Genomic DNA, 22,150 nt, shown 5'->3' with positions numbered 1-22,150 from the left:
GAAGATCAGACGAAGACGTTGGCCATGCCGATGGCGCCGCTGTCCTTGACCAGCGCGTAGCAGCGGCAGGAGACGGCTTCCAGGCCCGCAGAATCGAGGATCTCGATATTGCCGCGGCTGTAGGTGATGAGTTTTTGCTGCTGCAGCGCGCTGGCCGCCTTGGTCACGCCGACCCGCCGCACGCCCAGGGTATGGGCAAGGAATTCATGCGTCAGATGAAATTTTTCCGACTGCAGGCGGTCGCGCGTGATCAGCAGCGAACGGGCCAGGCGTGCCTCGAGCACGTGAAAGCGGCTGCACACGGCAATCTGGATGGCTTGCGCCAGCAAGGTGTCCGTATAGCGGTACAGCAGGCGCTGCAGGGAATCGAGCTGGGCGAACTCGGCGCAGAACTCGGCCCGCCCGATGCGGCTGGCCGTACCGGAACGTTGCACCACGGCACGCACTTGCGCCAAGTCATGACCCAGCGCGACGGAAGCGCCCAGCACGCCTTCGCGGCCGACGGACCCCACTTCCAGGGTCATGCGGCCTTCCGCCACGGCCAGCAGCGAGATCAGGCAATCGCCGGGAAAATAGATGTGGCCAATAGGCTGGCCCGGTTCGTACAGCACCTCGCCCACCTCGACCGTGACGCTCTCGAACAGCGCCGTCAGGTGCCGCAAGTCGTGCTCGGGCAGGCTGGCCAGCAAGCGGTTACCGGCATCAAGCGCGCCCGCAGGCGTGCCCATGCCGGATCGGCCTGCATCGCGGGACAGGGTCATGCTGGCGTTCGTTGGTGGCATTGCTTTTCCTTGGTGTCGTTACAACTCGACATAATTTTTACTTAGCCTACGGTGCAGTACCGTGCCTGTATGTACGGTGACGCACGGAAGCGGGGCACGCGGCACAGCACACTGGCTGCATGCACGGATAACACGCACTACCCATTTCATTATTTCAAAAAAACCAAGGAGCTCTCCATGACCACCACCACCACCACCACCAAATCCCTCCATCCGCTGGTGCTTGCCGCCGCCGTCGCCGTCCTGCTGTTTTGCGGCGTGGGCACGGCGGCCCTGATGGGTTGGCTGCCCTCGTCCCAGCGCGATGCCCAGCCACTGGCGGCCAGCACCTCGGCCGAACAGCTGGCCAGCTTGCAGGCGAACCAGCCGCAAGCGAACTTGCAGCCTGCCGGCGCGCAAGCGCTGGCGGCCCTGCCTCCGCAGCAACCCGTGCGCCAACCACAGCCTCAGCAGCCACAGCAACAACCTCAGCAAGAATATGCGGCAGCCCCGGCGCCGCAGGTGTGCAGCAATTGCGGCGTGATCGAAGCCATCCATGAAGTCAATACGCGCGCCGAAGGCAGCGGCGTCGGCGCGGCCGGCGGCGCCGTCGTCGGCGGCTTGCTGGGCAACCAGGTGGGCGGCGGCCACGGCAAGCAACTGGCCACCGTGCTGGGCGCCGTTGGCGGTGCCGTGGCCGGCAACCAGATCGAGGGCAGCGTGCGCGCCACGCGCAGCTACAACATCGTCGTGCGCCTCGATAACGGCAAGACGCGCACCGTGCACCAGAGCGCCGCGCCGAACTGGCGCCAGGGCGACCGCGTACGCGTCGTCAACGGCGGCTTGCGCGCCATCGGCTAAGCGGCTGGCGGCAAGCAGGCCGCTCGCCAGCGTGACAAATCCAACACACGCCCGGCCTGTCCGGGCGTTTTCTTTTTAGCAATGTTCGTTGGCGTACAGATGAGTACGCCATCCCGCGAGATGATGCACTCAGGAAAGTTCAACGAATATCTTCAAGGAGCTGCGATGGAAAACGACAAGGCAGGCGGCAACCGGATCTGGCTCGGCTTTATCGGTGGCGGCATCCTGGCCACCGCGCTGGGCTTCTGCGCGCTGGACCTGGCGCCATTGCAAGCGAGCGCACCCGTGTTCGGCGTGATGCTGTTGCTGACCGGCGGCATGGTCAGCTGCCTGGCGGGCGCCGTCGGCATGGCCGGCATGCTGGCCTGGATACCGGGCATGGCAGATGACCACGCTGACCGGTCCCGATAGTTGATCCTTGTGTACGACAGCGTACAGAACTCAAGCGAAACAAAGTAGACACTTAGTCATGGCATCAGCGTTCAGCGACATAGTCGCCGCGCAATGACAAAAAACCGATGACGGCGCCAGACGCCAGCGCCTCGCAAGGCCAAGGCAGTCGCCGTCATCCACACATTACCCTCGGAGGACATATCATGTTGTATACAATCGCCGTCGTACTCATTATTCTTTGGCTGCTGGGCCTGGTGACGTCCTATACCATTGGTGGCTTCATTCACATCCTGCTGGTGGTCGCCGTCATCATGATCCTGTTGCGCCTGATCAGCGGGCGCGGTTTATAGCCCAGGCCGTTAGCCTGGCCTGACAAGAGCGGCGCGCGTGCAAACGGGCGCCGCTCTTTTGCCGCTTTTAGCGACAGTGGGCACGCACTGGCAAGCAACTGCATTTTGCAGTAACGTGTACGGGTAGTCCTGGGTATGTCCCAATAACAAAACAAGGAGAAAATCCATGAAAGAAACATTCAAAAAAGGCCCTGGCGCCAAATCCCTGATCGGCATGCTGGTGATCGCATTGGCCGCCAGCGGCTGCGCGGATATGTCCTCGACGCAACGTGGCACGGCCACGGGCGCCGGCATCGGCGCGGGCCTGGGCGCCTTGATCGGCGGCACCACCGGTGGCGGCAGCGGCGGCCGTACGGCCGGCGGCGCCCTGCTCGGTGCGGCAGCGGGCGCCGTGGTCGGCAACATCTGGTCGAACCGCATGGAAAACCAGAAGCGCGCGATGGAACAAGCGACACAGGGTACCGGTGTGCAAGTGTCGCAGACGGCCGATAACCGCCTGAAAATGGAAATCCCCAGTGATATTTCCTTCGACACCAACCGCGCCGACATCAAGGGCAACTTCCGCCCGATTCTCGACCGCTTTGCCGCCACCCTGAATGACAACCCGAACACCACGGTCAGCATCATCGGCCATACGGACAGCACGGGCAGCGCTTCCATCAACGAACCGCTGTCGGTGGAACGCGCGGCCCACACGCGCGACTACCTGGCCATGCGCGGCGTATCGCCAACGCGCGTCGTCACGGAAGGCCGCGGCGCCCGCGAGCCGATCGCCTCGAATGCCGATGCCTCGGGACGCGCGCGCAACCGCCGTGTCGAGATATACGTAGCCGAAATGGCACCACGCTAAGTTGACACGCATCAATAAAAAACCCGCTGGCAAGGTGACTTGCCAGCGGGTTTTTTCTATGTGAAACGGATTATTTCGACGTCGTTGCCTTGGCGCCGCTTTCGCCCTCTTTCGCCACCTTGGCAAAATCGCCCGCCGTCACGACCGACACGGCCGATGGCTTCAGGTACTCGCGCAAGCCCTGGTTCACTTGCGCCAGAGTCAGGGCAGCCACTTTCGCTTCCAGGTCCTTGTCGTAGGCCATGGTGCGGTCTTGCGCCAGGTAGCCGGCCAGTTCGCGCGCCAGGCCGCTGTCCTGCGTGCGGCCCACTTCCTGGGATTGCAGCCAGCCCTTCTTCGCCTCGGCCAGTTCCGCTTCGGTGAAGCCGTCGGCCAGCACCTTGGCGATTTCCTCGCGCAGGGCCGCTTCCACCTTGACCGTGTTTTGCGGCGCGCTGATGGCGTACGCCATCCAGTAGCCGGCCGGCTCGCGCGACGGGATGCTCACTTGCGAGCCGACGCCGTACGACAGGCCTTCCTTCTGGCGGATGCGGTCGGCCAGGCGGCTGCGCAAGGCGCCACCACCGAGCATGTGATTGGCGATCAGCAAGGCCGGATAGCTGGCGGCGTCATCCTTGAGAGGAATCGGCTGGATGGCGAACAGCACGCTATTCGCCTTGTCCGGAGTTTCCAGGGTGACTTTTTCGCCGCTGACGGGCTTGACGGCGTCGGGAATGCGCACATACGGCTGCTGCGCCTTCCAGCTGCCGTACAGGCTGGCCACTTGCGCCTTCAGTGCGGCCGGGTCAAAGTCGCCCACGGCGGCAAAGGTGGCGTTCGACGCGCCATAGTAAGCGCCATGGAAGGCTTGCACATCGGTCACCTGGATGGCTTTCCATTGTGCCAGTTCAGCCGGAAGAGTGGCCACGTGGCGCACATGGCCTTCCGGCGTGGCGTCGAGCAGGCGACGGAAGGCGTTCACGGCCAGCGGCTGCGGTTCAGGCAATTCCTGCTCCGCGCGGCCGACTCTTTCGCGCTGCAATTCCAGGAATTCCGTTGCGTTCAGGGCCGGCTTTTGCAACACTTGCGCCAACAGATCCATGGCGGCCGGCAAATTCTCGCGTTTGCCCATCAGCATCGCGGTCACGCCCTCGGCGCCGCCCGTGATCGCCACTTGCGTGCCCAGCTGGTCAAACTTGTCCTTCACTTCCTGGCGCGACAGTTTATCCGTGCCGCGCGACAACAGATTGGCCGTGTAGCTGCCCACTTGTCCCTTGCCGCGCAAGCTCTCTTCGCTGCCGATCTGCAATTTCAGCACGACGCTGACGGTGCTGCCCTTGGTTTTCTTCGGCAGCAAGGCGCCCTTCAAGCCGTTCGGCAAGGTGAAGCGCTGGGTGCGCGCTTCGATATTCTCGGGGCTCGGGTCGAATGCCTCGCCCTGCGCCACCACGGCGCGACCCGTGTAGCCGGCCAGTTGCGGCGCCACGTCGGCGTAGGCCGGCACAACGGTGCGGTCCGGCGCATCGGTGGGGATGAAACGGCCCAGGGTGCGGTTCGAGCTCTTCAGGTATTTCTCGGCCGCTGCCTGCACCTGCGCCGTCGTCAGCTTGTCGAGTTGGTCGCGCTGCAAGAAGAACAAACGCCAGTCGCCGGCCGCCAAGGACTCCGTCAGGGCGATCGTCAGGCGCACCGTGTTCGAGGTGGCCAGTTCGATCTGTTTGTTCAATTGCTGCTTCACGCGCGCCACTTCCGCATCCGTGATCGGCTGCGACTTCAAGTCTTCCAGCACTTTCAGCATGGCCGCTTGCGCCGCATCCAGGTTGCCATCGACGGGCACCAGCGCGCCGAACAGGTTGTAGCCCGGCTCCAGGTTGCTCACCGAGTTGTATTCGATCTTGCTGGCCAGCTTGGTTTCCACCAGCGCCTTGTGCAAACGACCAGCCGGGGCGTCCGTCAGCACGTGGCCGAGCACATCGATGGCGACGGCGTCCGGGTTGCCGGACGGCGCCACGTGGTAGCCGGCGCCGACGAATTGCGTGCCGCCGCTGCGGCGCACCGTCACGGCGCGCTCGCCATCTTGCACGGGCTCGGCCGTGTAGGTGGGTTCGATCACGCGCGTGGGTTTCGGGATCTTGCCGAACAGCGCATTGATCTGCTGCAAGACCTTGGCTTCATCGAAGCGGCCCGCCACCATCAGCACGGCATTATCCGGCTGGTAATATTTATGATAGAACGCGCGCAAGCGGGGAATGTTGACTTGCTCGATATCGGAGCGGGCGCCGATGGTCGACTTGCCGTAGTTGTGCCAGTCGTAGGCGATGGCCTGGATACGTTCGCTCGTCACGCCGATCGGATCGCTCTCGCCCATCTCGAATTCATTGCGCACGACGGTCATTTCGCCCTTTTGCGTCTTCGGATTCCACAGGTCGTTCTGGTCGATGGCCGCGTTGACCATGCGGTCCGCTTCCATGGCCAGCATCTGGCGCAGGTTGTCGTCGTTGGCGGGGAAGGTGGCGTAGTAATTGGTGCGGTCGTACCAGGTGGTGCCGTTGAACTGCGCGCCCGTCGAGTTCAGGATCTCGACGGGGGTCTTCGTGCCCTTCTTGATGCCGAAGTTGGCGCTGGGCTTGAACAGCAGGTGTTCCAGCAAGTGGGCCATGCCCGTTTCGCCATAGTTTTCATGGCGCGAACCGACCAGGTAGACGATGTTGGTGGTCAGGGTCGGCTTGCTGGCATCGGGAAACAACAGCACGCGCAAGCCATTGGCCAGGCGGTATTCGGTAATGCCTTCGACGGAGGTGACCTTGACGGCGGCGCCGCGGTTGGGTGCGGCCTTGCCGGCTTTCTGGGTCGGTGCGGCTTCCACCGGGGTGGCGGCCAGGATGAACGACGGCGACAGGATGCCGGCGGCAAGCAGGAGGGCGGTAATTGGTTTCAAGGCAAAGTCCTGGTAACACTACGTTAGATAAAGAAGCGCAAGCGCCATACGATACAAACGCAAAAATTGTCACCGGCCCCGCGCTGCGTCTTCGCTGCCCGGTGCAATGATTGCTCTCACAATTTACGGCATACTTATCAGTTACGCAAGTCCCTGTCATCAAGCTGTTATGTGCCCGTGTTATACTCGCGATTCCAGAACTATCTGCCTGTATATGAGACGAGCTCTCGTCCTGCTCTGCCTTTTTGTTTTCATCGCCTTGCCCCAGGCGTTCGCCAGCATGGCTTACGCCAGCCCTTCCCCATTCCAGCATGCAATCGCGGCCGGCGCTACCGCCACGCCCGCCTTCGGCATCGATTGTCCCGACGCCAGCGTCCACGCCGGCTTGTCCGGCGACAGCTGCGACGCCGAAGAATGCGACAACGATCCCATCACGCTGTACCCGACCTCGCGCCAGGGCGCGCCGTTTTGCGCCATCATTTGGCAGGCGGGACCGGGCGCACTTGCCGAAGCGGACGCGCGGCAGGCCACCCGGCCGCCGCGCGTCCGCCACTGACACCGCAGCACCCATCACGCCTGGGGCACTTGCCGCCAGGCAAATTTGATACTTACTGAATTTACAAGGTTACACACATGGAATGGTTATTTGACCCGACAATCTGGGTCGGCCTGCTGACGCTGGTCGTACTGGAAATCGTACTGGGTATCGACAACCTGATCTTCATCGCCATCCTGGCCGAGAAACTACCGCCGCACCAGCGTGACAAGGCGCGCGTACTGGGCCTGACCCTGGCTCTCGTCATGCGCCTGGGCCTGCTTTCCCTGATTTCCTGGCTGGTCACCCTGACCACGCCATTGTTTTCCCTATGGACATTCTCGTTTTCGGGACGCGACCTGATCCTGCTCTTCGGTGGCCTGTTCCTGCTGTTCAAGGCGACCAGCGAGCTGCATGAGCGCCTTGAAGGCATCACGCACGCCCAGACGGGCCCGAAAGTCTACGCCGGCTTCGGCCTGGTGGTGGCGCAGATCGTCGTGCTCGACGCCGTCTTCTCGCTCGACGCCGTCATCACGGCCGTCGGCATGGTGGACAACCTGTACGTGATGATGGCGGCCGTGGTCATTTCCATCGTCGTCATGATGCTCGCGTCAAAAGTGCTGACGCGCTTCGTCAACGCCCACCCCACCGTCGTGGTGCTGTGCCTGAGCTTCCTGCTGATGATCGGCCTCTCCTTGGTGGCCGAGGGCCTGGGCTTCCACATTCCGAAGGGCTATCTGTACGCGGCCATCGGTTTCTCGATCGTCATCGAGTTCTTCAATCAGCTGGCGCGCCGCAACTTCCTCAAGCTGCAATCGAACGCGCCGCTGCGCGACCGCACGGCGCAAGCCGTCCTGAGCCTGCTGGGCGGACGCAAGGGCCGCGAAGCCGTCGAAGAGCATGAAGTCAAGGCAATGCCCGATGTCTCCGCCTTCGGCGTGGAAGAGCGCAACATGGTCAGCGGCGTGCTGACCCTGGCCGAACGCTCGATCCGCTCGGTGATGACGCCGCGCGGCGACGTCTCGTGGGTCAACCTTAACGACAGCAGCGAGAAAATGCTGCAACTGCTGCGCGAAACGCCGCACAGCATGATTCCTGTCTGCAATGATGACCTGGACAATGTGGTCGGCATCGCGCGCAGCAAGGACCTGATCGAAGACCTCGTCTCGCACGGCAAGATCGACCCGGCCAGCATGCGCGAAGCCGTCGTCGTGCCGGAAGCGGCCGGCGTGCTGAAAGCCATGGAAACCCTGAAGCGCTCGCGCGGCCAGTTGGTGCTGGTGGTTGACGAGTTCGGCACCGTGCAAGGCGTGCTGACGCCCATCGACATCCTGGAAGCCATCGCCGGCGAATTCCCCGACGAGGACGAGCTACCCGACGTGGAGGTGCTGGGCCCCGGCCACTGGCGCATCGATGGCGCCACCGACCTGCATTACCTGGAGCAAGTGTTCGAGACGGAGTCCTTGGTCAGCGAAGACGGCGACTACAACTCGCTGGCCGGCTTCCTGCTGGCGCACTTCGAAAACATGCCGGCCGTGGGCGAAGTGCTGGAACTCGATGATCTGCGTTATGAAATCGTCGAAGCGGACGAACGCCGCATCGCCTGCGTGGACGTGCGCCGCATCGAGCCCGATCACAGTTTGTAACACAATGGCAAGCGTGCCCCGCTTGCCATGCCGTATGCTGGGGTCTGCCTTTTTTGGAGACGCCAACATGAAACACTCTTTGCTACGCCTGACCCTGCTGGCTTGCGCCGCCTTGGGCGCCCAAGCCAATGTCATGGCCGCCCCGCAGGCCGCCGCCATCAAGCCGGGCCTGTGGCAAGTCGACAGCAAGATGGCCTCGCCCGATGCCGCCACCGACAATGCCATGTCCATGGTGTTGCAGCAACTGGGCAACCTTCCTCCCGATCAACGCAAGCAGCTGGAAAGCATGGCCGCCAGCCGCGGCATGGCCATGCCCACCGTGGGCGCCGACGGCGCCGTGCGCGTGACGGCCTGCGTGACGCCGGACATGGCTGCGCGCAAGCAGATTCCCACGGGCCAGCCCGGCGACTGCAAATCGAAAAATACGGATATCGCGGGCGGCATGCATGTGTCGTTTACGTGCGCCAACCCGAAATCGAGCGGCGAAGGCAAGGTCATGTTCACCGGCGAGCAGGCGTTCAGCATGCAACTGGCCGTGACGACCAGCGCGCGCGGCACGCCGGAACAGGTGAATGTGACGAGCAACGGCAAGTGGCTGGGCGCCAGCTGCCCGGCCCCTGCTACGACAGCAGTTCAGAAGCCGTGACGGAAGCCCAGATTAAAAGCGGCGTCACCGCGTCCCGCGTCGCTGGCATTGCCCACCGTGTAGCGGGCGCCGTTCTTGTTGTGGATCTTCGCGTAGGACGCGTAGAAATCGCTGCGTTTTGACAAGGAATACGTGAGGCCGACGGCCGCCTGGCTGGCGTCGCGGTTGGCCAGGTCGCGGTCATCCTTGTGCACCCAGGACGCCAGCAGCTTGAAGCCGCCCACGGGCACGGACACACCCAGCAGGGTGTCGCGGCTGTCCGACGACGACATCGACAGGGCCAGCGAGCTGTAGGCGTTGTTCGGGTCCCACGGCGAACTGCCATAGCCCTTGTTCACGCCCACGGCGGCAAAGGCGGTGGCCACTTTCAGGTCGATATTGGCCGCGATCAGGGTGTTGCGCGACGACATGTCGATGGCGGGCAAGGTACCGGAGGCGAGGATGAAGTTGTTCTTGCGCTGGTGCGACACGCTGACATTCACTGCGCCGGCCGAATAGCCGAGCGTGGCGCCATACGCGCGGTTGTTGGCGCTGCTGTACGGCGACTCGCCAAAACTGTAGATGGCGCTGGCGGACACGCCGCGCAAGGCAGGCGACACGTATTTGACGGTATTGTCGTAGCGTTTCACGCTGTAGCCGGCCAGGTTGCTGGCGCTGCCGGCCATGCCACCCTTGAACGGGTCGGCCACATCGGTGAGCGCCAGGTACTGCAAGTTGTACTGGCGCCCCAGGGTCAGCGCGCCCAGGCGGCTGTCGAGGCCCACGTAAGCCTGGCGGCCGAACAGCCTGCCGTCTTCCGACTGGCCCGTGTCGTTCTGCACGCCCGCTTCCAGGGTAAATATGGCGGACACGTCATTGCCCAGCGCTTCGCGGCCCTGCAGCCCCAGGCGCGAGCCGGACGCGACGCCGCCGGACACCTTGCTGCTGGCGCAATTGGCGGCACAGCCCCGTTCGGCAACGATGCCCGCGTCAAGCACGCCGTACACGGCAACGTTACTCGATGCGGCACTGCCCGCGCCATCGGCGGCCTGGGCCGTTGCGCCCAGCGCGAACGGCCCCATCCCTATCACAGCAAGCGCAAAATACGAGGTCTTCATGATAAATATCTCGGTGACGTGGGTGAAACTTCCCGGTATTGATCAGGACATGCGCTGTGTGTCTGATCTCAGTGTTACCTTATCCTCGCTTTTTGTCCAGCCATCCGTGCGTTGTACAACAGAAACTTCAGCTTAGCCCCGGGAAACACGTCGCGCACTGACAACACGCAAGTTTGACCATGATTGTGGCAATCCGCGGCAAAATGGCGTTAAAAGCAGGCCCTGCCGCAAAGCAATGTTCGGTGGCGAACGTTGCGCGATTTGACGCAGGCGGTACACTACTGGTTTTACCGACAGCGGCTCGCCCGTTTTTTTTGCATGCTAGCTATCCTCGAACGCATTGACCCCAACTCCAGCAATATCGACTTGCTGGTGGAATTATTCAACTCACTGCGTCCCAAGCGCCCGCACGACAGCGCTACCGCGATCGCCAACGTGCGCACCCTGCGCCAGCTACTCAAAGGTAACCCCGCGCAAGCGCGCGCCCTGCACGAATACGTGCTGCGCGTGCTGGCCGCGCGCCGCCACGCCAGCCTGTACACGGACATCGGCGTGCTGTCGAACAGCGGTTTTTTCACCGAATTGAAACGCCGCATCGCCTACCGCATGCTGCCACCCGCCCTAGGCGACGAATACCTGAACGACGCGCTCGACCAGGTGCTGTACCTGAAGACCGATTATTTATGGATCAGCAACGTGCCCGCCACGGACTGGCTGGAACTGTTCGACGTGCTCACCAGCGACGATATCGAACTGGCCGTCGGCGATGGCAATATCATGCTGCCCGGCATACTCGACGCCATCCGCACCCTGTCCTATCGCGTCTGCGCCATGGGCCTGGAACCGGAGCTGACACGCTTTCACAGTGAAATCGAAGTGTTCCAGTCGCCATTCATGGTGCAGAACACGGAAGTGAACGCCTACCTGGACGCCTACTCGAATCTGCTGCACGGCAATATCGAGCACATCGAGGACGCGCGCCACCTGCTGGTGATGCTGGACCAGTGCGATGCCGTCATCGCCAAGATCCGCAAGAAGGCCCTGTACCAGGGCACCAGCATTCCCCTCACCTATTTATTGGTGGCGCTGGCGCAAAGCATCGACCGCCTGCGCAAGCTGCTGTTCCTGGTCGACACGAGCGGCGAGCTGCCCGCATCGAGCAACGTGGATATCGCCGCCATCACGGTGGACGCCACGCAAGACTTGCTGCACCCGCAACCGGTCAGCCGCCGCCGCGCGGGCGCCGTGGGGCTGGCGCTGGAACTGATCCGCGCGCATAACCACAAGTACAAGGTCAGCGACCTGTTTTCCGACAATATCAACTTGCTGGCGCGCAACGTGACGGAAAACGCCAGCCGCACGGGCGAGCACTACATCGCGGAAAACCGGCGCGAGATGGGCGCCATGTTCCTCTCGTCGGCGGGCGCGGGCGTGATCATCGGCTTCATGGCCCTGTTCAAGATATTGATGTCCTACCTGCGCTCGGCGCCGCTGGTGGAAGCGTTCATGTTCAGCATGAATTACTCGATCGGCTTCATGTTCATCCACTTGCTGCACTTCACGGTGGCCACCAAGCAGCCAGCCATGACGGCCTCGCGCATCGCCGCCGGCCTGCACAGCAAGGATGGACGGAATATCGACCTCGACAGCATGGCCGAACTGATCAACAAGGTCTTCCGCACGCAAAACATGGCCGTGCTGGGCAACCTGGCGACAGCCATCCCCACGGCGTGGCTGATCGCGCTCGGCTACAAGGCGATCACGGGCCACCACCTGGTGTCGCCGGAAAAAGCCATGCACTTGCTGCACGATATCGACCCCATCGGCAGCCCCGCCATCTTCTACGCCATGATCGCCGGCGTGTGCCTGTTCGTGGCCGGCCTGATTTCGGGCTACTATGACAACCAGGCGCTGTACACGCGCTGGGCACAGCGCATCGCGCAATTGCGCGGCCTGGGCCGCATCATCGGCCAGGATCGCTTGCAGCGCCTGGGCTGGTATCTGGAAAACAACTTGGGCGGCCTGATGGGTAACTTCTATTTCGGTATCCTGCTGGGCTCCATCGGCACCCTGGGTTTCCTGATCGGCTTGCCCATCGATATTCGCCACATTACCTTCTCGGCCGCCAACTTTGCCACGGCGCTGGTGGGCCTGGACCACAACATGAGCTGGCAGCTGGCCGTCAAGTCGCTGTCGGGCATCTTCGCCATCGGCACGGCCAACCTGCTGGTCAGCTTCGGCCTGGCCCTGTGGGTAGCCCTGCGTTCGCGCCAGGTGCGCTTCAAGCACGGCATGCAATTGTTGAAGATTCTGGGCAAGCGCTTCCTGCGCTCGCCCATCGTCTTCTTCTTCGGCTCGAAAAACCCGCCACCGCTGGCACTGGCCGATGACTCGGCAAACCTGTCACCCACGACCAAGGCTCAAAAATGACCCCCAGGCGCATGCAACCCTGCCTCACCGCCCTACTGCTGTGCTGGACTCTGGCTGCATGCGCCTCGCTGCCCAATGTCAAGAACCTCAACACCACATTGGCCCCCGTGGCCAGGCCCAATGTGATCACGGGTAAGGGCGCCTTGCTGAACGTCAACAGCCGGGCCGCCCTGCTCAACAAGCGCTGGGCCAAGTCCGGCATGGACTTGAAGACCCAGGCTGCGCTGGAAGAGGCGGCCACGGGCGTACCTTTAATCAAGGGCAACAAGGTGACCCTGCTGTTTGACGGCCCGCAAACGATGGACGCCATGTTCAAGGCCATCAGCGAGGCGAAGAACAGCATCAACCTGGAAACGTATATCTTCGACCAGGACCCGCTGGGCCTGAAATTTGCCGACATGCTCATCGAAAAGCAGCAAGCGGGCGTGACGGTCAACGTCATCTATGACAGCGTGGGCACGCTCGGCGTGCCACAGGCGTTTTTCGAGCGCATGCGCGCGGCCGGCGTGCGCCTGGTGGCCTTCAATCCCGTCAATCCCGCCAAGCTCAAGGGCGACGACTGGAAGATCAACAACCGCGACCACCGCAAGGTGCTGATCGTCGACGGCAAGATGGCGTTCACGGGCGGCATCAATATCAGCGATACCTATGCCAAAAGCTCGCTGTTCCGCTCGAAATCGAAAGCCACCGACAAGAAGGACGTGGGCTGGCGCGATACCCACGTGAAAGTGGAAGGTCCGGCCGTGGCCGCCTTCCAGTGGCTGTTCATCCGCACCTGGGCCCAGCAAGACCAGGCAGACTTGCCGGACGCCAATTATTTCCCCGTGCTGTCCGAAGTAGGCGACAAGCTGGTGCGCGTGGTGGCCAGCGAGCCGGACGGTGGCTTCGAAATCTACAAGGCGTATATCCTGGCCATCCAGGAAGCAAAAAAATCCATCCACATCACGTCCGCCTATTTCGTGCCCGACCAGCAGACGGTCGACGCGCTGGTGGCGGCCGCCAAGCGGGGCGTGGACGTCACCGTGGTGCTGCCCGGCGTGTCCGACAGCGGCCTGGTATTTCATGCGGGACACGCCCTGTACGATCAATTGCTGGCCGGCGGCATCCGCATCTTCCACTTGAAACTGGCCGTGCTGCATGCCAAGACGGCCGTCATCGACGGCGCCTGGTCAACGGTAGGTTCGACCAACATCGACATGCGCAGCTTCCTGCATAACAGCGAACTGAACGTGATCGTGCTGGGCGACAGCTTCGGCCGTGAAATGGAAAACGCCTTCCAGGAAGACTTGCGCGACTCGGAAGAAATCACCAGGGCAAAATGGGAAACGCGGCCCATCTCGGACCGCATGAAGGAATGGGCGGCGCGTTTCATGAATTACTGGCTATAAGGCACAGAAGTGTGCCCCGGCAGATCGGCGTAGGTCGGCGTAGGTCGGCTTAGCGCAGCGTAAGCCGACATCAGCGTAAGCCGACACCATTACGAAAACCACCACCGCCAACAATAGCGTCGGATTACGCGCGGCTTCGCCGCGCTAATCCGACCTACAACGGCCGCAAGCTGGCCCACACGCCGCCGTGGCGCTCGAACGCTTCCGTGCTGACCTTTTCAAAGTCGGCGCTGTCTTCATTCCAGCTGTAGCGCTCGACTCTGATGCCGCTGTCTTCGATGCGGATAACATTGAACGAGTTCGACTCGCCCCTGCCCCGCGTTGACGTGGCCGTGCCCGCCTGCACCATCAGGGCGGCGTAGCCGTCGATCTTGTAGCGCGCCGAGGTGTCGCCCGCATGGCTGGCGTGCAAATGGCCGGCCAGCAACAGGTCCACGCCGCATTCGGAAAACATTTGCAGCGCCAGCGGCGCGCGGTCGACCAGGTCATCCTTGTCGAAATGCTCGGGCAAGTCAAAGGGATGGTGCGTGACGATGATGCGCGTCAAACCAGGCGGCAAACGGCCCAGGCGTTCACGCAGGACATCGATCTGCTCGTGGCTGATGCGGCCATCCTTGAACGTCAATGAGCGGGCCGTGTTGATGCCCAGCACGGCAATTTCCTCGTCCACGTATTCGGGCGACAAATCGTCCGTCACATGGCGCCGGTATTTCACCAGTGGCGTCAAAAAGCGGGAAAAGACGTTATACAGGGGCACGTCATGGTTGCCCGGCACCACGACCTGCGGCCCCGGCAAGCTGTCGAGAAAGTGCCGCGCCTGCTGGAACTGGGCGCTGCGGGCGCGTTGCGTGAGGTCGCCGGAAACGACGACGACGTCCGGTTCAAGGCGCTCGACCAGCGCGCGCAAGGGCGCCAGCAGGGCAGGATCGACCCTGCCAAAATGCAAATCGGACAAATGCACGATGGTACGCATGGTGCTCTCCTAACTGGCTGCGGGCACGGGCGCCGGCACGATCACATCGAGCGCAGCCGTGCGGATGCGGTACTGCAGCGGCGTATTCATGACGGTTACCTCGCCATCGGTGGCCACGCGCAATCGCCTGTGCTTCGTGGCGATCTCCAGGTCGGTGGCCGTCAACACATCAAAATCCTTGGCTTGCGACAACTTGCCGAACAGCGCATGCAAGGCCAGGCGCACCAGGCCCAGGCGCCCCGGACGCTGCGCCACGTACAGGCTCAGCTGGCCGCCATTGAGCCGCTCGCGCTCGCCGATATTCAAGCCTTCCATCAGGTATTCATTATTGCCGATGAAGACGAAAGGCGTGCGCCGCGCATGCACGGCGTCGTTGAGTTTCAATTGCACGCTGAGAAACGGATAGCGGCGCAAGGCCGCCACCAGGGCCCAGCTGAAGGCCAGCCACTTGCCCCGTCCCAGCCGGCGCTGCTGCTTTTCGCGGTCGCGCACGATGTCCGGATACAGGCCCAGGCTGGAATTATTCAGGAAAATGCGGCCATTTACTTCGCCCACGTCGACCTGGTGCAGCACGCCCTGCGCCACATTGGCGATGGCTGCCTCGAGCGCCAAGGGAATATTCAAATCCTTGGCGAAATGGTTCAAGGTACCCAACGGCAAGACGCCAAACGGCGTGCCGCTGCCGACAACGACGGAGGCGACGGCATTGATGGTGCCGTCGCCGCCACCGGCCACGACGATGGGCGCGCCATCGCGCAAGGCCTGCTCGGCCGTGGCGATCATGTCGGCGCCGCTTTGTGCCAGGGTGATGGCGGCGTCGAGGCCCACGGCCAGAAACTGTGCTTCGAGCTGCTGCGCCCAGTCGGGCGCATAGCCGCAGCCGGCGCCCCCGTTGATGATGACTGCAATTTTACTCAGGATCATTCCCCTTATTTGGTTTGCCGGATATGCCGGCGGCGGCGCAGGGTCGACACGCCGGCGATGCAGATGGCCAGCCAGCCATAGCTTTCCGCCATGGCCGCCAGCACATCGCTCAGGTAATGCGCGCCCAGGTAAATGCGGCTGAAACCCACGAGTGACGCCATCAGGAAGGCGCCCAGCGCGATGGCGATGCGCTTGCCCCATGCACCGGGCGCCGTCTGGCAAATCAGGTAGGCAGCGAGCAAGCCGTACAGGGCCGTCGACGTGGCCGTATGGCCACTCGGAAAGCTGTACGTGCTCAGGGCCGTCTGCAGGAGGGGCTCGTCAAAACTGGGCCGCGCACGGACAAAAATGTACTTTAGCAGCAGGTTCAAAAACATGACGCCCGGCATGGTAATGACCAGGGTAAACAGCCAGTAGGTGGCACCCTTGCGGTGCAGATACCAGCCCAGCATGGTCGCCAGGGCAATGGCGCCGATCACGCCGTGCAGATGCGTGACGACTAGCAGGCAGCTGGTGATCCACGGCACGGCATGCTGGTTGAACCAGTGCGCCACCTGCAAGTCGATCACCGTGATCTGGGCCATGCCCATCACGGCTTCGGCGATCTCGTGGAACACCACGATGGCCACCAGCATCAGCGCCACACCCACCGTCATATGAAGGCCCAGCTCGCCCTCGGGCGACAGGCGCGCCTCGACGAAGCGGCGCAGTTTCATGGTCCAGCCCGTGGTCACGCCCATGTCATTTTTCTCTTGCAAACTCATCTCTCTTTCATGTTCCTGGTGATGATCAAAAAAACCACACCATTAAAAAAATACTGTTTATTCATACAGTAGCTGTGTTTTCATACAGTAGTTATGCTATTCTGATGACTCGTTCAACACATCTCCCTCAAAGGAATTGTCATGGCAACATTGAATAGCGGTTTTGGCTCACGCTTCGGCCTGGAATACGCCCCAAGCTCTTTCCTCGTCCGCATGGGCAAGCGCGAAATCCTCGTCTGCCGCGACTTCCGCAAGCGCTACTACACCGTCAATCCATTGATCGAGTGCGGTACGGGCATCGAGCCGGGCTATGTTGAAGTGCTGCTGATGCGCCGTTGGTTGCTTATTCTATCCAAGGCGCATTAAGAATGACTTTAAAACAAGGTGCTCGCACCCTGTTGTAAAGTCAGCTCGTCCGGCCACGCCGGGAACGCGCCAGTACCGGCCAGCGGCAACGCTGGCCGACCCCTCATTACTGTGTGCGTTCCGGTGCGGCCGGGCTGGCAGGTGTTTGCACTGGCAGCACCTTGTCAGACACATTCGCTTCGTACCACAAGGTCACGAACAGCACCATCACGACGGGGCCGATGAACAGACCCACGAGGCCCAGGGTTTCCACGCCGCCCAGAATGCCGAACAACACGGCCAGGAAGGGCAAGCGGGTGGCGTTGCCGATCATGCCGGGACGCACGAAGTGATCGGCCACGAACAGCACCACGGTGCCCCACACGGCCACGCCGATGGCGGCGCCCACATTGCCCTGGATGACCAGCAAGGCGGCCGCGCACAGGTAAGCCAACGGTGCGCCAAACGGGATGATGGCCAGGATGCCGGTGGCGAACGCCCACAGGGCCGGTGATGGCAAGCCGGCGATGGCGTAGGCGATACCGATCAGCACGCCTTCAGCCAGGCCCACCAGCACCAGGCCGTTGACTGTCGCGCGTATGGCTGTGGGAATCTTTTGCGCATAGCGGCCCCAGCGCTCAGGACGCAGGAAATGGCTGCCGACGGCCGTGATCTGGCGCGTCAGCGCTTCACCATCCTTGTAAAAGAAAAACAGGCACAAGAAGGCCAAACCGAAGTCGACCAGGCGGTGGAACACGTCCGCGCCAAGGATTTTCAGGATGTCGCGCGCGGAGTGAAAGCCGCCCACGGCGCTACCCGCAAAAAAGTGGCCCAGACCATGGGGCTGGCTCAGGGTGGCTAGCCACCAGTCGCCGATGGCGCTGCCGGCCAGCGGAATATGCGCCACCCAGTCCGGCACGGGCAAGCCGTCGGTATTCGCATGGACGACAAAATTGGCCAGCACGGGCACTTCGCGCGCCGCCTGCGCCACGCCGAACAGCACGGGGATGATGAAGATGCAGGCGAACGCCAGGGTCAACACGGCCGCCGCGATGATGGTGCGCTGGCCCAGCGCCGCGCGCACGCGCAGGTACAGGGGCCAGGTGGCCACGCACAGGATGCCGGCCCACACGAGCGGCAAAAAGAAACGCTGCATGACGAAGGCCGTCACGGCAATCAGGGCCAGGGAAAAGCCTGCGCTGACGATGTCGCGCTGGGTATCGGTCATACCACTCCATTCGTGCCTCGCACCGGGGACAGGGACGGGGCTTAGGACACCTATCAAAACCTACTGCGCGTCGTAATGTGCGGTCTGCGATGCTCACTGTACCTTCGTACAGTTGCGCTTCTCAACCGCAACTTCCTTCCGCTCGCTACGGTTTTGTTAGGTGTTTTTAGTTACGCGCCAATTGCGCAGGCGTAGCGTAACACGGAGGTTCGTTACATCACACCAGCCCCAGCTCCACCGGTTTGACGCCGGCAAACACGTGCTCGAGTTGCGCCGGCGTCAAACCGAAGGTGCGGCGCAGCAAGCCGCCCAGCACGGCGCGGTATTCATTCAGCACAGGCATGTCGCGGTTCTGGAACAAGGTCGCCTGCGAAATCGCCACCTGCTCGCCCGCCACCTGCTTGCCCTTGATCCCGCCACCCAGCACCCAGAACACGCTGCCGTGGCCGTGATCCGTGCCGCGGTTGCCGTTTTCGCGGAAAGTGCGGCCAAATTCGCTGACCACCACCACCACGGTGTTGCGCCATGCGCTGCCCATTTCCTGCGAAAACGCGGCCAGGCCCCGCCCCAGCTCATCGAAGCGCCCCGCCAGGTAGCCGTTGGCGCCGCCCTGCCCCACGTGCGTATCCCAGCCGCCCACGTCGACGAAGCCGATATTGTATTTGTCCTTCATCAAGCGGGCGATGCGCTGCGCTTCCAGTTCAAAACCCTTGGTACTGATGGCGTTGCGGTTGGCCGCCTGCATCTCCCCAGTCAATTCCTTCGTCACATCGTCGCGCACGGCAAAGCCCGCGCTGACGGGTTGCTGCAAGGGCGTGCCCTTGTACATGGCGGCGATGACCTGGCTTTGACGCGCATCGATGCCCGACTTGCCCACCGAGCGCAGCCCCATGTTCGGCACTTGCACGCCGCCCTGGAAAATCAGGGGCAGCTGGTCGGTGAAGGAAATGGCGTGCTTGCCCTGATTGGCATTCAGGCTTTGCGCCAGCCGGTTCAAAAAGCCCGAGCGGAAATCGCGCCGGCCGCCGATCTCCTGCCCCAGTTCGATGCTGTCCTGCGTCTCGAAATGGCTGCGCGTCAAATCCGTCGTGCCCGCAAATGGAATGAAAGCCGCCTCGCCGCCGTTGAACATGGGGTAAATGGTCTCGCGCAAGGCTGGATGCAAGGCCCAGTCCGCATTCAGGGCCAGCGCACCGTTGTCCGCACCGGGTTTCGCGATGGCGATATTCGGCCGCGATGCATAGTAAAAATCGCTGCCGAGCGGCACCAGCAAGTTGTTCGCGTCATAGCCGCCGCGCAAAAAGACGAACAACAGCCTGGCATTCGTGGCGGGTGCGGCCAGCAAGCTGCCTGCATGCGACAACAGGGGCGCGGCGGCCAGGGCTTTCAACAGGTCACGACGGTGCATGGCAATCCTCCGGTTTCAACTTAGCGGTGCATCATTTCGGGTGAAGAAAGAAGAAATGTATTCCACTCCTGCGGCGAAGCGGCCTGTTCCAGGGCCTGGCGCGTGGCGGGGCTCAAGGTCGGCTGCAGCGACTGGTAGTACAGGGCGCTGGCCAGCTGGGGAAACGCCACCTTTTCCTGCGGCTGCGGGCCATCCGTCTTGAACAGGCCGGCGCTGCCCGAACCGATGGTGCGGGCGATATCGAAGCGCGTATTCATCTGACCGGGGCTGGCCCAAGAGGCGTCCGTCAGCGGATAGCCATCGGGCGTCTGGCGTCCGTACAGGGGCTGGCCCATGCGCGAGAGCCAGTTCAGCATGGGGCCCGCGTTCAGGATGGGCTTGTCGTCATAGCTGAGGCGCACGGCCGACACCACATAATGCATGGGGTCCTTGAATTTCTTGCCCAGCGACTGCCTGAATTCGGGACTGTTGAACATGGTCTGCAGCACGTCGGCGATCATGCCGTCGCTTTTCTGGAAGGTGGCGGCCATGCGCGCCACCAGCGGCTCTGGCGGATTGTCGCCCACGAAATACTGGGCCAGCTTGCCGCTGATGAAATGCGCGGTGGCGGGACTGCGGCTGAGGCGATCCAGCGCTTCGTCGAGTTCGGCCAGCCCCCTGCCCTTCACCGTTTTCCCGAGGAATTGCTTGTCGCCGTAATCGTGGCGATTCGGGTTGAATTCGAACAAGCCCCGGCGCACGTATTGCGATTGCAGCGCCGGTTTGACTTTCGGCGTGTCCTCTCCCAGATTGACACCCACGCCCGTCAGGATGCGCGCCAGTTCCTGCACGTCCGTCTGGCTGTAGCCGCCGTTGACGCCCAGGGTGTGCAACTCCATCAGTTCGCGCGCATAGTTTTCATTGATGCGCTTGACGGCGTTGGCTTCATTGTCCAGGTAGCGCAACATGGCCGGATGGTGGACGGTCGCGCCCAGCAAGTCACGAAATTTCCCCAAAGCATGCGGCGCGATGGCATTCGCCTCGTAATCGCCCACCATGGCGCGCAAGTTGTGCTTGCCCTGGTGCACGCTGAAATGATTGAGCCAGAACCAGCTCAACTGCTGCTGCAGCTGGTTCGGCGAATACACGTCCAGCAACAACGAACGCGTGGCCGCCTCGCGCGCCAAGCGGTTGAGTTCCTGCTGGTAATCCTTTTGCGCCTGCTGCTTCGCCATGTCGTCCATGACGGCGGCCGACTCCTTGCGCTTTTGCTCCATCGACATCACCAATTGATCGAGCGGTACCTGACTGATGGTCATGGCGTCGATCTGCGCCTGCACGGCGGGCGGCAGGCTGGTTTTACCTGGGTGCAACTGCGCCTGCAGGTAAGCGCTCCAGCCGTCCTTTTGCAACTGGCGCACGCTGCCGCCATTCACGCCCCAGCTGACCCGTTCCAGCATGGCGATGCCTTGCGCGGCATTGTCGGGCGCGGCGGCGGCATGCTGCGCGGCCGGCGGTGCCGTCGCGGCGCAGCCGGCCAGCAACAGCAGGCACATCAAGGTCGTCGGCAACAGTCGGTTCGGGTTCATGGCCATCCTTCAAGCGGTTTCATGCAGAATGCCTGAGGGTACGCCCAGGTTGACCCGCGCATGATTGCCATTTGCAACGAGTTGTAATCAGTAATGCCATTTGCATCATTGCGCACACTTGTCGCGCAGGAAATCACGCAGCTGCAGCACCAGCGGCGTCACTTGCGCCCGGTGCATGCACAGCAGCTGCAAAGGCGCGGCCTCGCCCGCCACCTCGGGCAGCAACACGTGCAGGCGGCCGGCCGCCACGTCGCCGGCAACGTCGAGCCGCGATTTATAAGCGATGCCCAGGCCCGCCACGGCCCAGCGCCGCACCAGGTCGGCATCGTCGGCGCTGCGGTTGCCGCTCACTGGCACGGTGACTTGCTCGCGCTGCGGCAGGCGATAAAAGGTCCAGCGGTCGTGCAAGCCATCTTCCAGCGCGAAGCGCAGACAATTGCGCTGCGACAAGTCTTCCAGCGCCAGCAGGGGGCCCTGCGCGCGCAGGTAGTCGGGCGAAGCCACCAGCACGCGGTCGTTGGCGGGCGCGATCGGCATGGCGATCATGGACGAATCGTCCTGCTGCCCGTAACGCAAGGCAATGTCCACTTGCTGGCGCACCATGTCGGCCACCCGGTCGCTGACGCTGAGCTGGTACTGTAGCTTCGGGTGGCGCAACTGGAATTCGTCCAGCCAGCCCAGCATCAGGTTACGGCCCAGGTCGGACGGCATGGCAATTTTCAAGGTTCCGCCGAAACTGTCCTTGCCGGCCAGCAGCGCGTCGTGGCCCGCGCGCAGCAGGCGCAAGGCTTCGCGCGCATGTTCCAGGTATTGCGTGCCTTCCGGCGTCAGGCTCAGCGAACGCGTCGTGCGGGTCAGCAGGCGCAAGCCCAGCTCCCCTTCCAAGCGCTTGACGGCGGCGCTGGCCAGCGCGGGCGAAATGCCGATCTCGCGCGCGGCCGCCGACAGGCTGCCCCGGTCGGCCGTGCGGACAAATACCTGCAAGTCATCGAGTCGCAGCAATTTTCAGCATTCCTTTGAAAGTGTTTCGCTACGCGCCCTCTTTTTCCCGGACGCGAAAGCAACC

The 22,150-nt window shown here is 62.6% G+C and carries 20 protein-coding genes; 10 read left to right on the top strand and 10 right to left on the bottom strand.

Translation table 11 applies throughout. The annotated features are described in order from the left end of the window. Positions 1-5: 5 nt before the first annotated feature. Positions 6-728: a Crp/Fnr family transcriptional regulator gene (locus tag ACP7EG_RS19110; RefSeq protein WP_426089115.1), complete on the bottom strand. Its 723-nt coding sequence runs from the start codon at positions 726-728 to the stop codon at positions 6-8. Between the two features lie 231 nt (positions 729-959). On the opposite strand from ACP7EG_RS19110, the gene ACP7EG_RS19105 reads away from it, so the two are divergent. From ACP7EG_RS19105 to ACP7EG_RS19090, 4 genes are all read left to right on the top strand, one after another. Further along, complete coding sequence (locus ACP7EG_RS19105; protein ID WP_426088888.1) at positions 960-1,622, top strand: glycine zipper 2TM domain-containing protein; 663 nt, start codon at positions 960-962, stop codon at positions 1,620-1,622. A 165-nt stretch (positions 1,623-1,787) separates the two neighbouring features. Continuing rightward, the gene (locus ACP7EG_RS19100; protein WP_426088887.1) at positions 1,788-2,033 is read left to right on the top strand and encodes a hypothetical protein; all 246 of its coding nucleotides are present in this window, start codon (positions 1,788-1,790) and stop codon (positions 2,031-2,033) included. A gap of 185 nt (positions 2,034-2,218) precedes the next feature. Beyond that, entirely contained in the window at positions 2,219-2,365 is a 147-nt protein-coding gene (locus ACP7EG_RS19095) for a lmo0937 family membrane protein (RefSeq protein WP_121670992.1), read from the top strand. Between the two features lie 214 nt (positions 2,366-2,579). Then, complete coding sequence (locus tag ACP7EG_RS19090; protein ID WP_426089114.1) at positions 2,580-3,215, top strand: OmpA family protein; 636 nt, start codon at positions 2,580-2,582, stop codon at positions 3,213-3,215. Positions 3,216-3,285: 70 nt separating this feature from the next. On the opposite strand, the gene ACP7EG_RS19085 is transcribed toward ACP7EG_RS19090, so the two are convergent. Beyond that, on the bottom strand, positions 3,286-6,132 hold the full coding sequence (locus ACP7EG_RS19085) for a M16 family metallopeptidase (RefSeq protein WP_426088886.1): 2,847 nt from the start codon (positions 6,130-6,132) through the stop codon (positions 3,286-3,288). 280 nt (positions 6,133-6,412) lie between these two features. On the opposite strand from ACP7EG_RS19085, the gene ACP7EG_RS19080 reads away from it, so the two are divergent. From ACP7EG_RS19080 to ACP7EG_RS19070, 3 genes are all read left to right on the top strand, one after another. Continuing rightward, positions 6,413-6,688, top strand: coding sequence for a hypothetical protein (locus tag ACP7EG_RS19080; RefSeq protein ID WP_426088885.1), 276 nt, complete (start codon positions 6,413-6,415; stop codon positions 6,686-6,688). 77 nt (positions 6,689-6,765) lie between these two features. Continuing rightward, positions 6,766-8,313 (top strand): TerC family protein, encoded by a 1,548-nt coding sequence (locus tag ACP7EG_RS19075; RefSeq protein ID WP_071078655.1) that lies wholly within the window; start codon positions 6,766-6,768, stop codon positions 8,311-8,313. A gap of 67 nt (positions 8,314-8,380) precedes the next feature. Then, positions 8,381-8,959 (top strand): DUF3617 domain-containing protein, encoded by a 579-nt coding sequence (locus tag ACP7EG_RS19070; protein ID WP_426088884.1) that lies wholly within the window; start codon positions 8,381-8,383, stop codon positions 8,957-8,959. On the opposite strand, the gene ACP7EG_RS19065 is transcribed toward ACP7EG_RS19070, so the two are convergent. Then, on the bottom strand, positions 8,947-10,056 hold the full coding sequence (locus ACP7EG_RS19065) for a porin (protein ID WP_426088883.1): 1,110 nt from the start codon (positions 10,054-10,056) through the stop codon (positions 8,947-8,949). The two genes, ACP7EG_RS19070 and ACP7EG_RS19065, sit on opposite strands and share 13 nt — an antisense overlap. A 318-nt stretch (positions 10,057-10,374) precedes the next feature. Between ACP7EG_RS19065 and ACP7EG_RS19060 the strand changes: the two genes are divergently transcribed. Next, a complete protein-coding gene (locus ACP7EG_RS19060) occupies positions 10,375-12,486 on the top strand; it encodes a site-specific recombinase (RefSeq protein WP_426088882.1) in 2,112 nt (703 codons plus the stop codon). Positions 12,487-12,497: 11 nt separating this feature from the next. Continuing rightward, positions 12,498-13,874, top strand: a complete 1,377-nt coding sequence (cls, locus tag ACP7EG_RS19055; protein WP_426088881.1) for a cardiolipin synthase — start codon at positions 12,498-12,500, stop codon at positions 13,872-13,874. A gap of 154 nt (positions 13,875-14,028) precedes the next feature. On the opposite strand, the gene ACP7EG_RS19050 is transcribed toward cls, so the two are convergent. Genes ACP7EG_RS19050 through ACP7EG_RS19040 form a run of 3 tightly spaced genes read right to left on the bottom strand, consistent with a single transcriptional unit; the run spans position 14,029 to position 16,535 of the window. After that, the gene (locus tag ACP7EG_RS19050) at positions 14,029-14,847 is read right to left on the bottom strand and encodes a metallophosphoesterase family protein (protein ID WP_426088880.1); all 819 of its coding nucleotides are present in this window, start codon (positions 14,845-14,847) and stop codon (positions 14,029-14,031) included. Between the two features lie 9 nt (positions 14,848-14,856). Next, positions 14,857-15,771 (bottom strand): diacylglycerol/lipid kinase family protein, encoded by a 915-nt coding sequence (locus ACP7EG_RS19045; RefSeq protein WP_426088879.1) that lies wholly within the window; start codon positions 15,769-15,771, stop codon positions 14,857-14,859. A 5-nt stretch (positions 15,772-15,776) separates the two neighbouring features. After that, positions 15,777-16,535, bottom strand: coding sequence for a phosphatase PAP2 family protein (locus tag ACP7EG_RS19040; protein WP_426088878.1), 759 nt, complete (start codon positions 16,533-16,535; stop codon positions 15,777-15,779). A 141-nt stretch (positions 16,536-16,676) separates the two neighbouring features. Between ACP7EG_RS19040 and ACP7EG_RS19035 the strand changes: the two genes are divergently transcribed. Further along, a complete protein-coding gene (locus tag ACP7EG_RS19035) occupies positions 16,677-16,901 on the top strand; it encodes a hypothetical protein (protein WP_010396348.1) in 225 nt (74 codons plus the stop codon). A gap of 106 nt (positions 16,902-17,007) precedes the next feature. Here ACP7EG_RS19035 and ACP7EG_RS19030 read toward each other — a convergent pair whose 3' ends face one another. From ACP7EG_RS19030 to ACP7EG_RS19015, 4 genes are all read right to left on the bottom strand, one after another. After that, the gene (locus tag ACP7EG_RS19030) at positions 17,008-18,108 is read right to left on the bottom strand and encodes an AI-2E family transporter (protein ID WP_282408649.1); all 1,101 of its coding nucleotides are present in this window, start codon (positions 18,106-18,108) and stop codon (positions 17,008-17,010) included. A 217-nt stretch (positions 18,109-18,325) separates the two neighbouring features. Continuing rightward, on the bottom strand, positions 18,326-19,516 hold the full coding sequence (locus ACP7EG_RS19025; protein ID WP_426088877.1) for a DUF1501 domain-containing protein: 1,191 nt from the start codon (positions 19,514-19,516) through the stop codon (positions 18,326-18,328). A 20-nt stretch (positions 19,517-19,536) separates the two neighbouring features. Continuing rightward, the gene (locus tag ACP7EG_RS19020) at positions 19,537-21,084 is read right to left on the bottom strand and encodes a DUF1800 domain-containing protein (RefSeq protein ID WP_426088876.1); all 1,548 of its coding nucleotides are present in this window, start codon (positions 21,082-21,084) and stop codon (positions 19,537-19,539) included. Between the two features lie 105 nt (positions 21,085-21,189). Next, on the bottom strand, positions 21,190-22,086 hold the full coding sequence (locus ACP7EG_RS19015; protein ID WP_426088875.1) for a LysR substrate-binding domain-containing protein: 897 nt from the start codon (positions 22,084-22,086) through the stop codon (positions 21,190-21,192). Positions 22,087-22,150: the final 64 nt, after the last annotated feature.

Origin of the sequence: Janthinobacterium sp. PSPC1-1 (assembly GCF_049897625.1) — a bacterium.
Classification (GTDB): domain Bacteria; phylum Pseudomonadota; class Gammaproteobacteria; order Burkholderiales; family Burkholderiaceae_D; genus Janthinobacterium; species Janthinobacterium tructae.
The sequence above is the reverse complement of the archived record's forward strand: the minus strand, read 5'-3'. Positions and strand labels throughout refer to the sequence as shown.

Coding starts and splice junctions, on each gene's coding strand:
- ACP7EG_RS19095 (WP_121670992.1), top strand. CDS start 2,219: ATGTTGTATACAATCGCCGTCGTACTCATTATTCTTTGGCTGCTGGGC.
- ACP7EG_RS19040 (WP_426088878.1), bottom strand. CDS start 16,535: ATGAGTTTGCAAGAGAAAAATGACATGGGCGTGACCACGGGCTGGACC.
- ACP7EG_RS19100 (WP_426088887.1), top strand. CDS start 1,788: ATGGAAAACGACAAGGCAGGCGGCAACCGGATCTGGCTCGGCTTTATC.
- ACP7EG_RS19070 (WP_426088884.1), top strand. CDS start 8,381: ATGAAACACTCTTTGCTACGCCTGACCCTGCTGGCTTGCGCCGCCTTG.
- ACP7EG_RS19045 (WP_426088879.1), bottom strand. CDS start 15,771: ATGATCCTGAGTAAAATTGCAGTCATCATCAACGGGGGCGCCGGCTGC.
- ACP7EG_RS19060 (WP_426088882.1), top strand. CDS start 10,375: ATGCTAGCTATCCTCGAACGCATTGACCCCAACTCCAGCAATATCGAC.
- cls (WP_426088881.1), top strand. CDS start 12,498: ATGCAACCCTGCCTCACCGCCCTACTGCTGTGCTGGACTCTGGCTGCA.
- ACP7EG_RS19050 (WP_426088880.1), bottom strand. CDS start 14,847: ATGCGTACCATCGTGCATTTGTCCGATTTGCATTTTGGCAGGGTCGAT.
- ACP7EG_RS19075 (WP_071078655.1), top strand. CDS start 6,766: ATGGAATGGTTATTTGACCCGACAATCTGGGTCGGCCTGCTGACGCTG.
- ACP7EG_RS19090 (WP_426089114.1), top strand. CDS start 2,580: ATGCTGGTGATCGCATTGGCCGCCAGCGGCTGCGCGGATATGTCCTCG.
- ACP7EG_RS19105 (WP_426088888.1), top strand. CDS start 960: ATGACCACCACCACCACCACCACCAAATCCCTCCATCCGCTGGTGCTT.
- ACP7EG_RS19035 (WP_010396348.1), top strand. CDS start 16,677: ATGGCAACATTGAATAGCGGTTTTGGCTCACGCTTCGGCCTGGAATAC.
- ACP7EG_RS19030 (WP_282408649.1), bottom strand. CDS start 18,108: ATGACCGATACCCAGCGCGACATCGTCAGCGCAGGCTTTTCCCTGGCC.
- ACP7EG_RS19080 (WP_426088885.1), top strand. CDS start 6,413: ATGGCTTACGCCAGCCCTTCCCCATTCCAGCATGCAATCGCGGCCGGC.
- ACP7EG_RS19020 (WP_426088876.1), bottom strand. CDS start 21,084: ATGAACCCGAACCGACTGTTGCCGACGACCTTGATGTGCCTGCTGTTG.
- ACP7EG_RS19025 (WP_426088877.1), bottom strand. CDS start 19,516: ATGCACCGTCGTGACCTGTTGAAAGCCCTGGCCGCCGCGCCCCTGTTG.
- ACP7EG_RS19110 (WP_426089115.1), bottom strand. CDS start 728: ATGGGCACGCCTGCGGGCGCGCTTGATGCCGGTAACCGCTTGCTGGCC.
- ACP7EG_RS19065 (WP_426088883.1), bottom strand. CDS start 10,056: ATGAAGACCTCGTATTTTGCGCTTGCTGTGATAGGGATGGGGCCGTTC.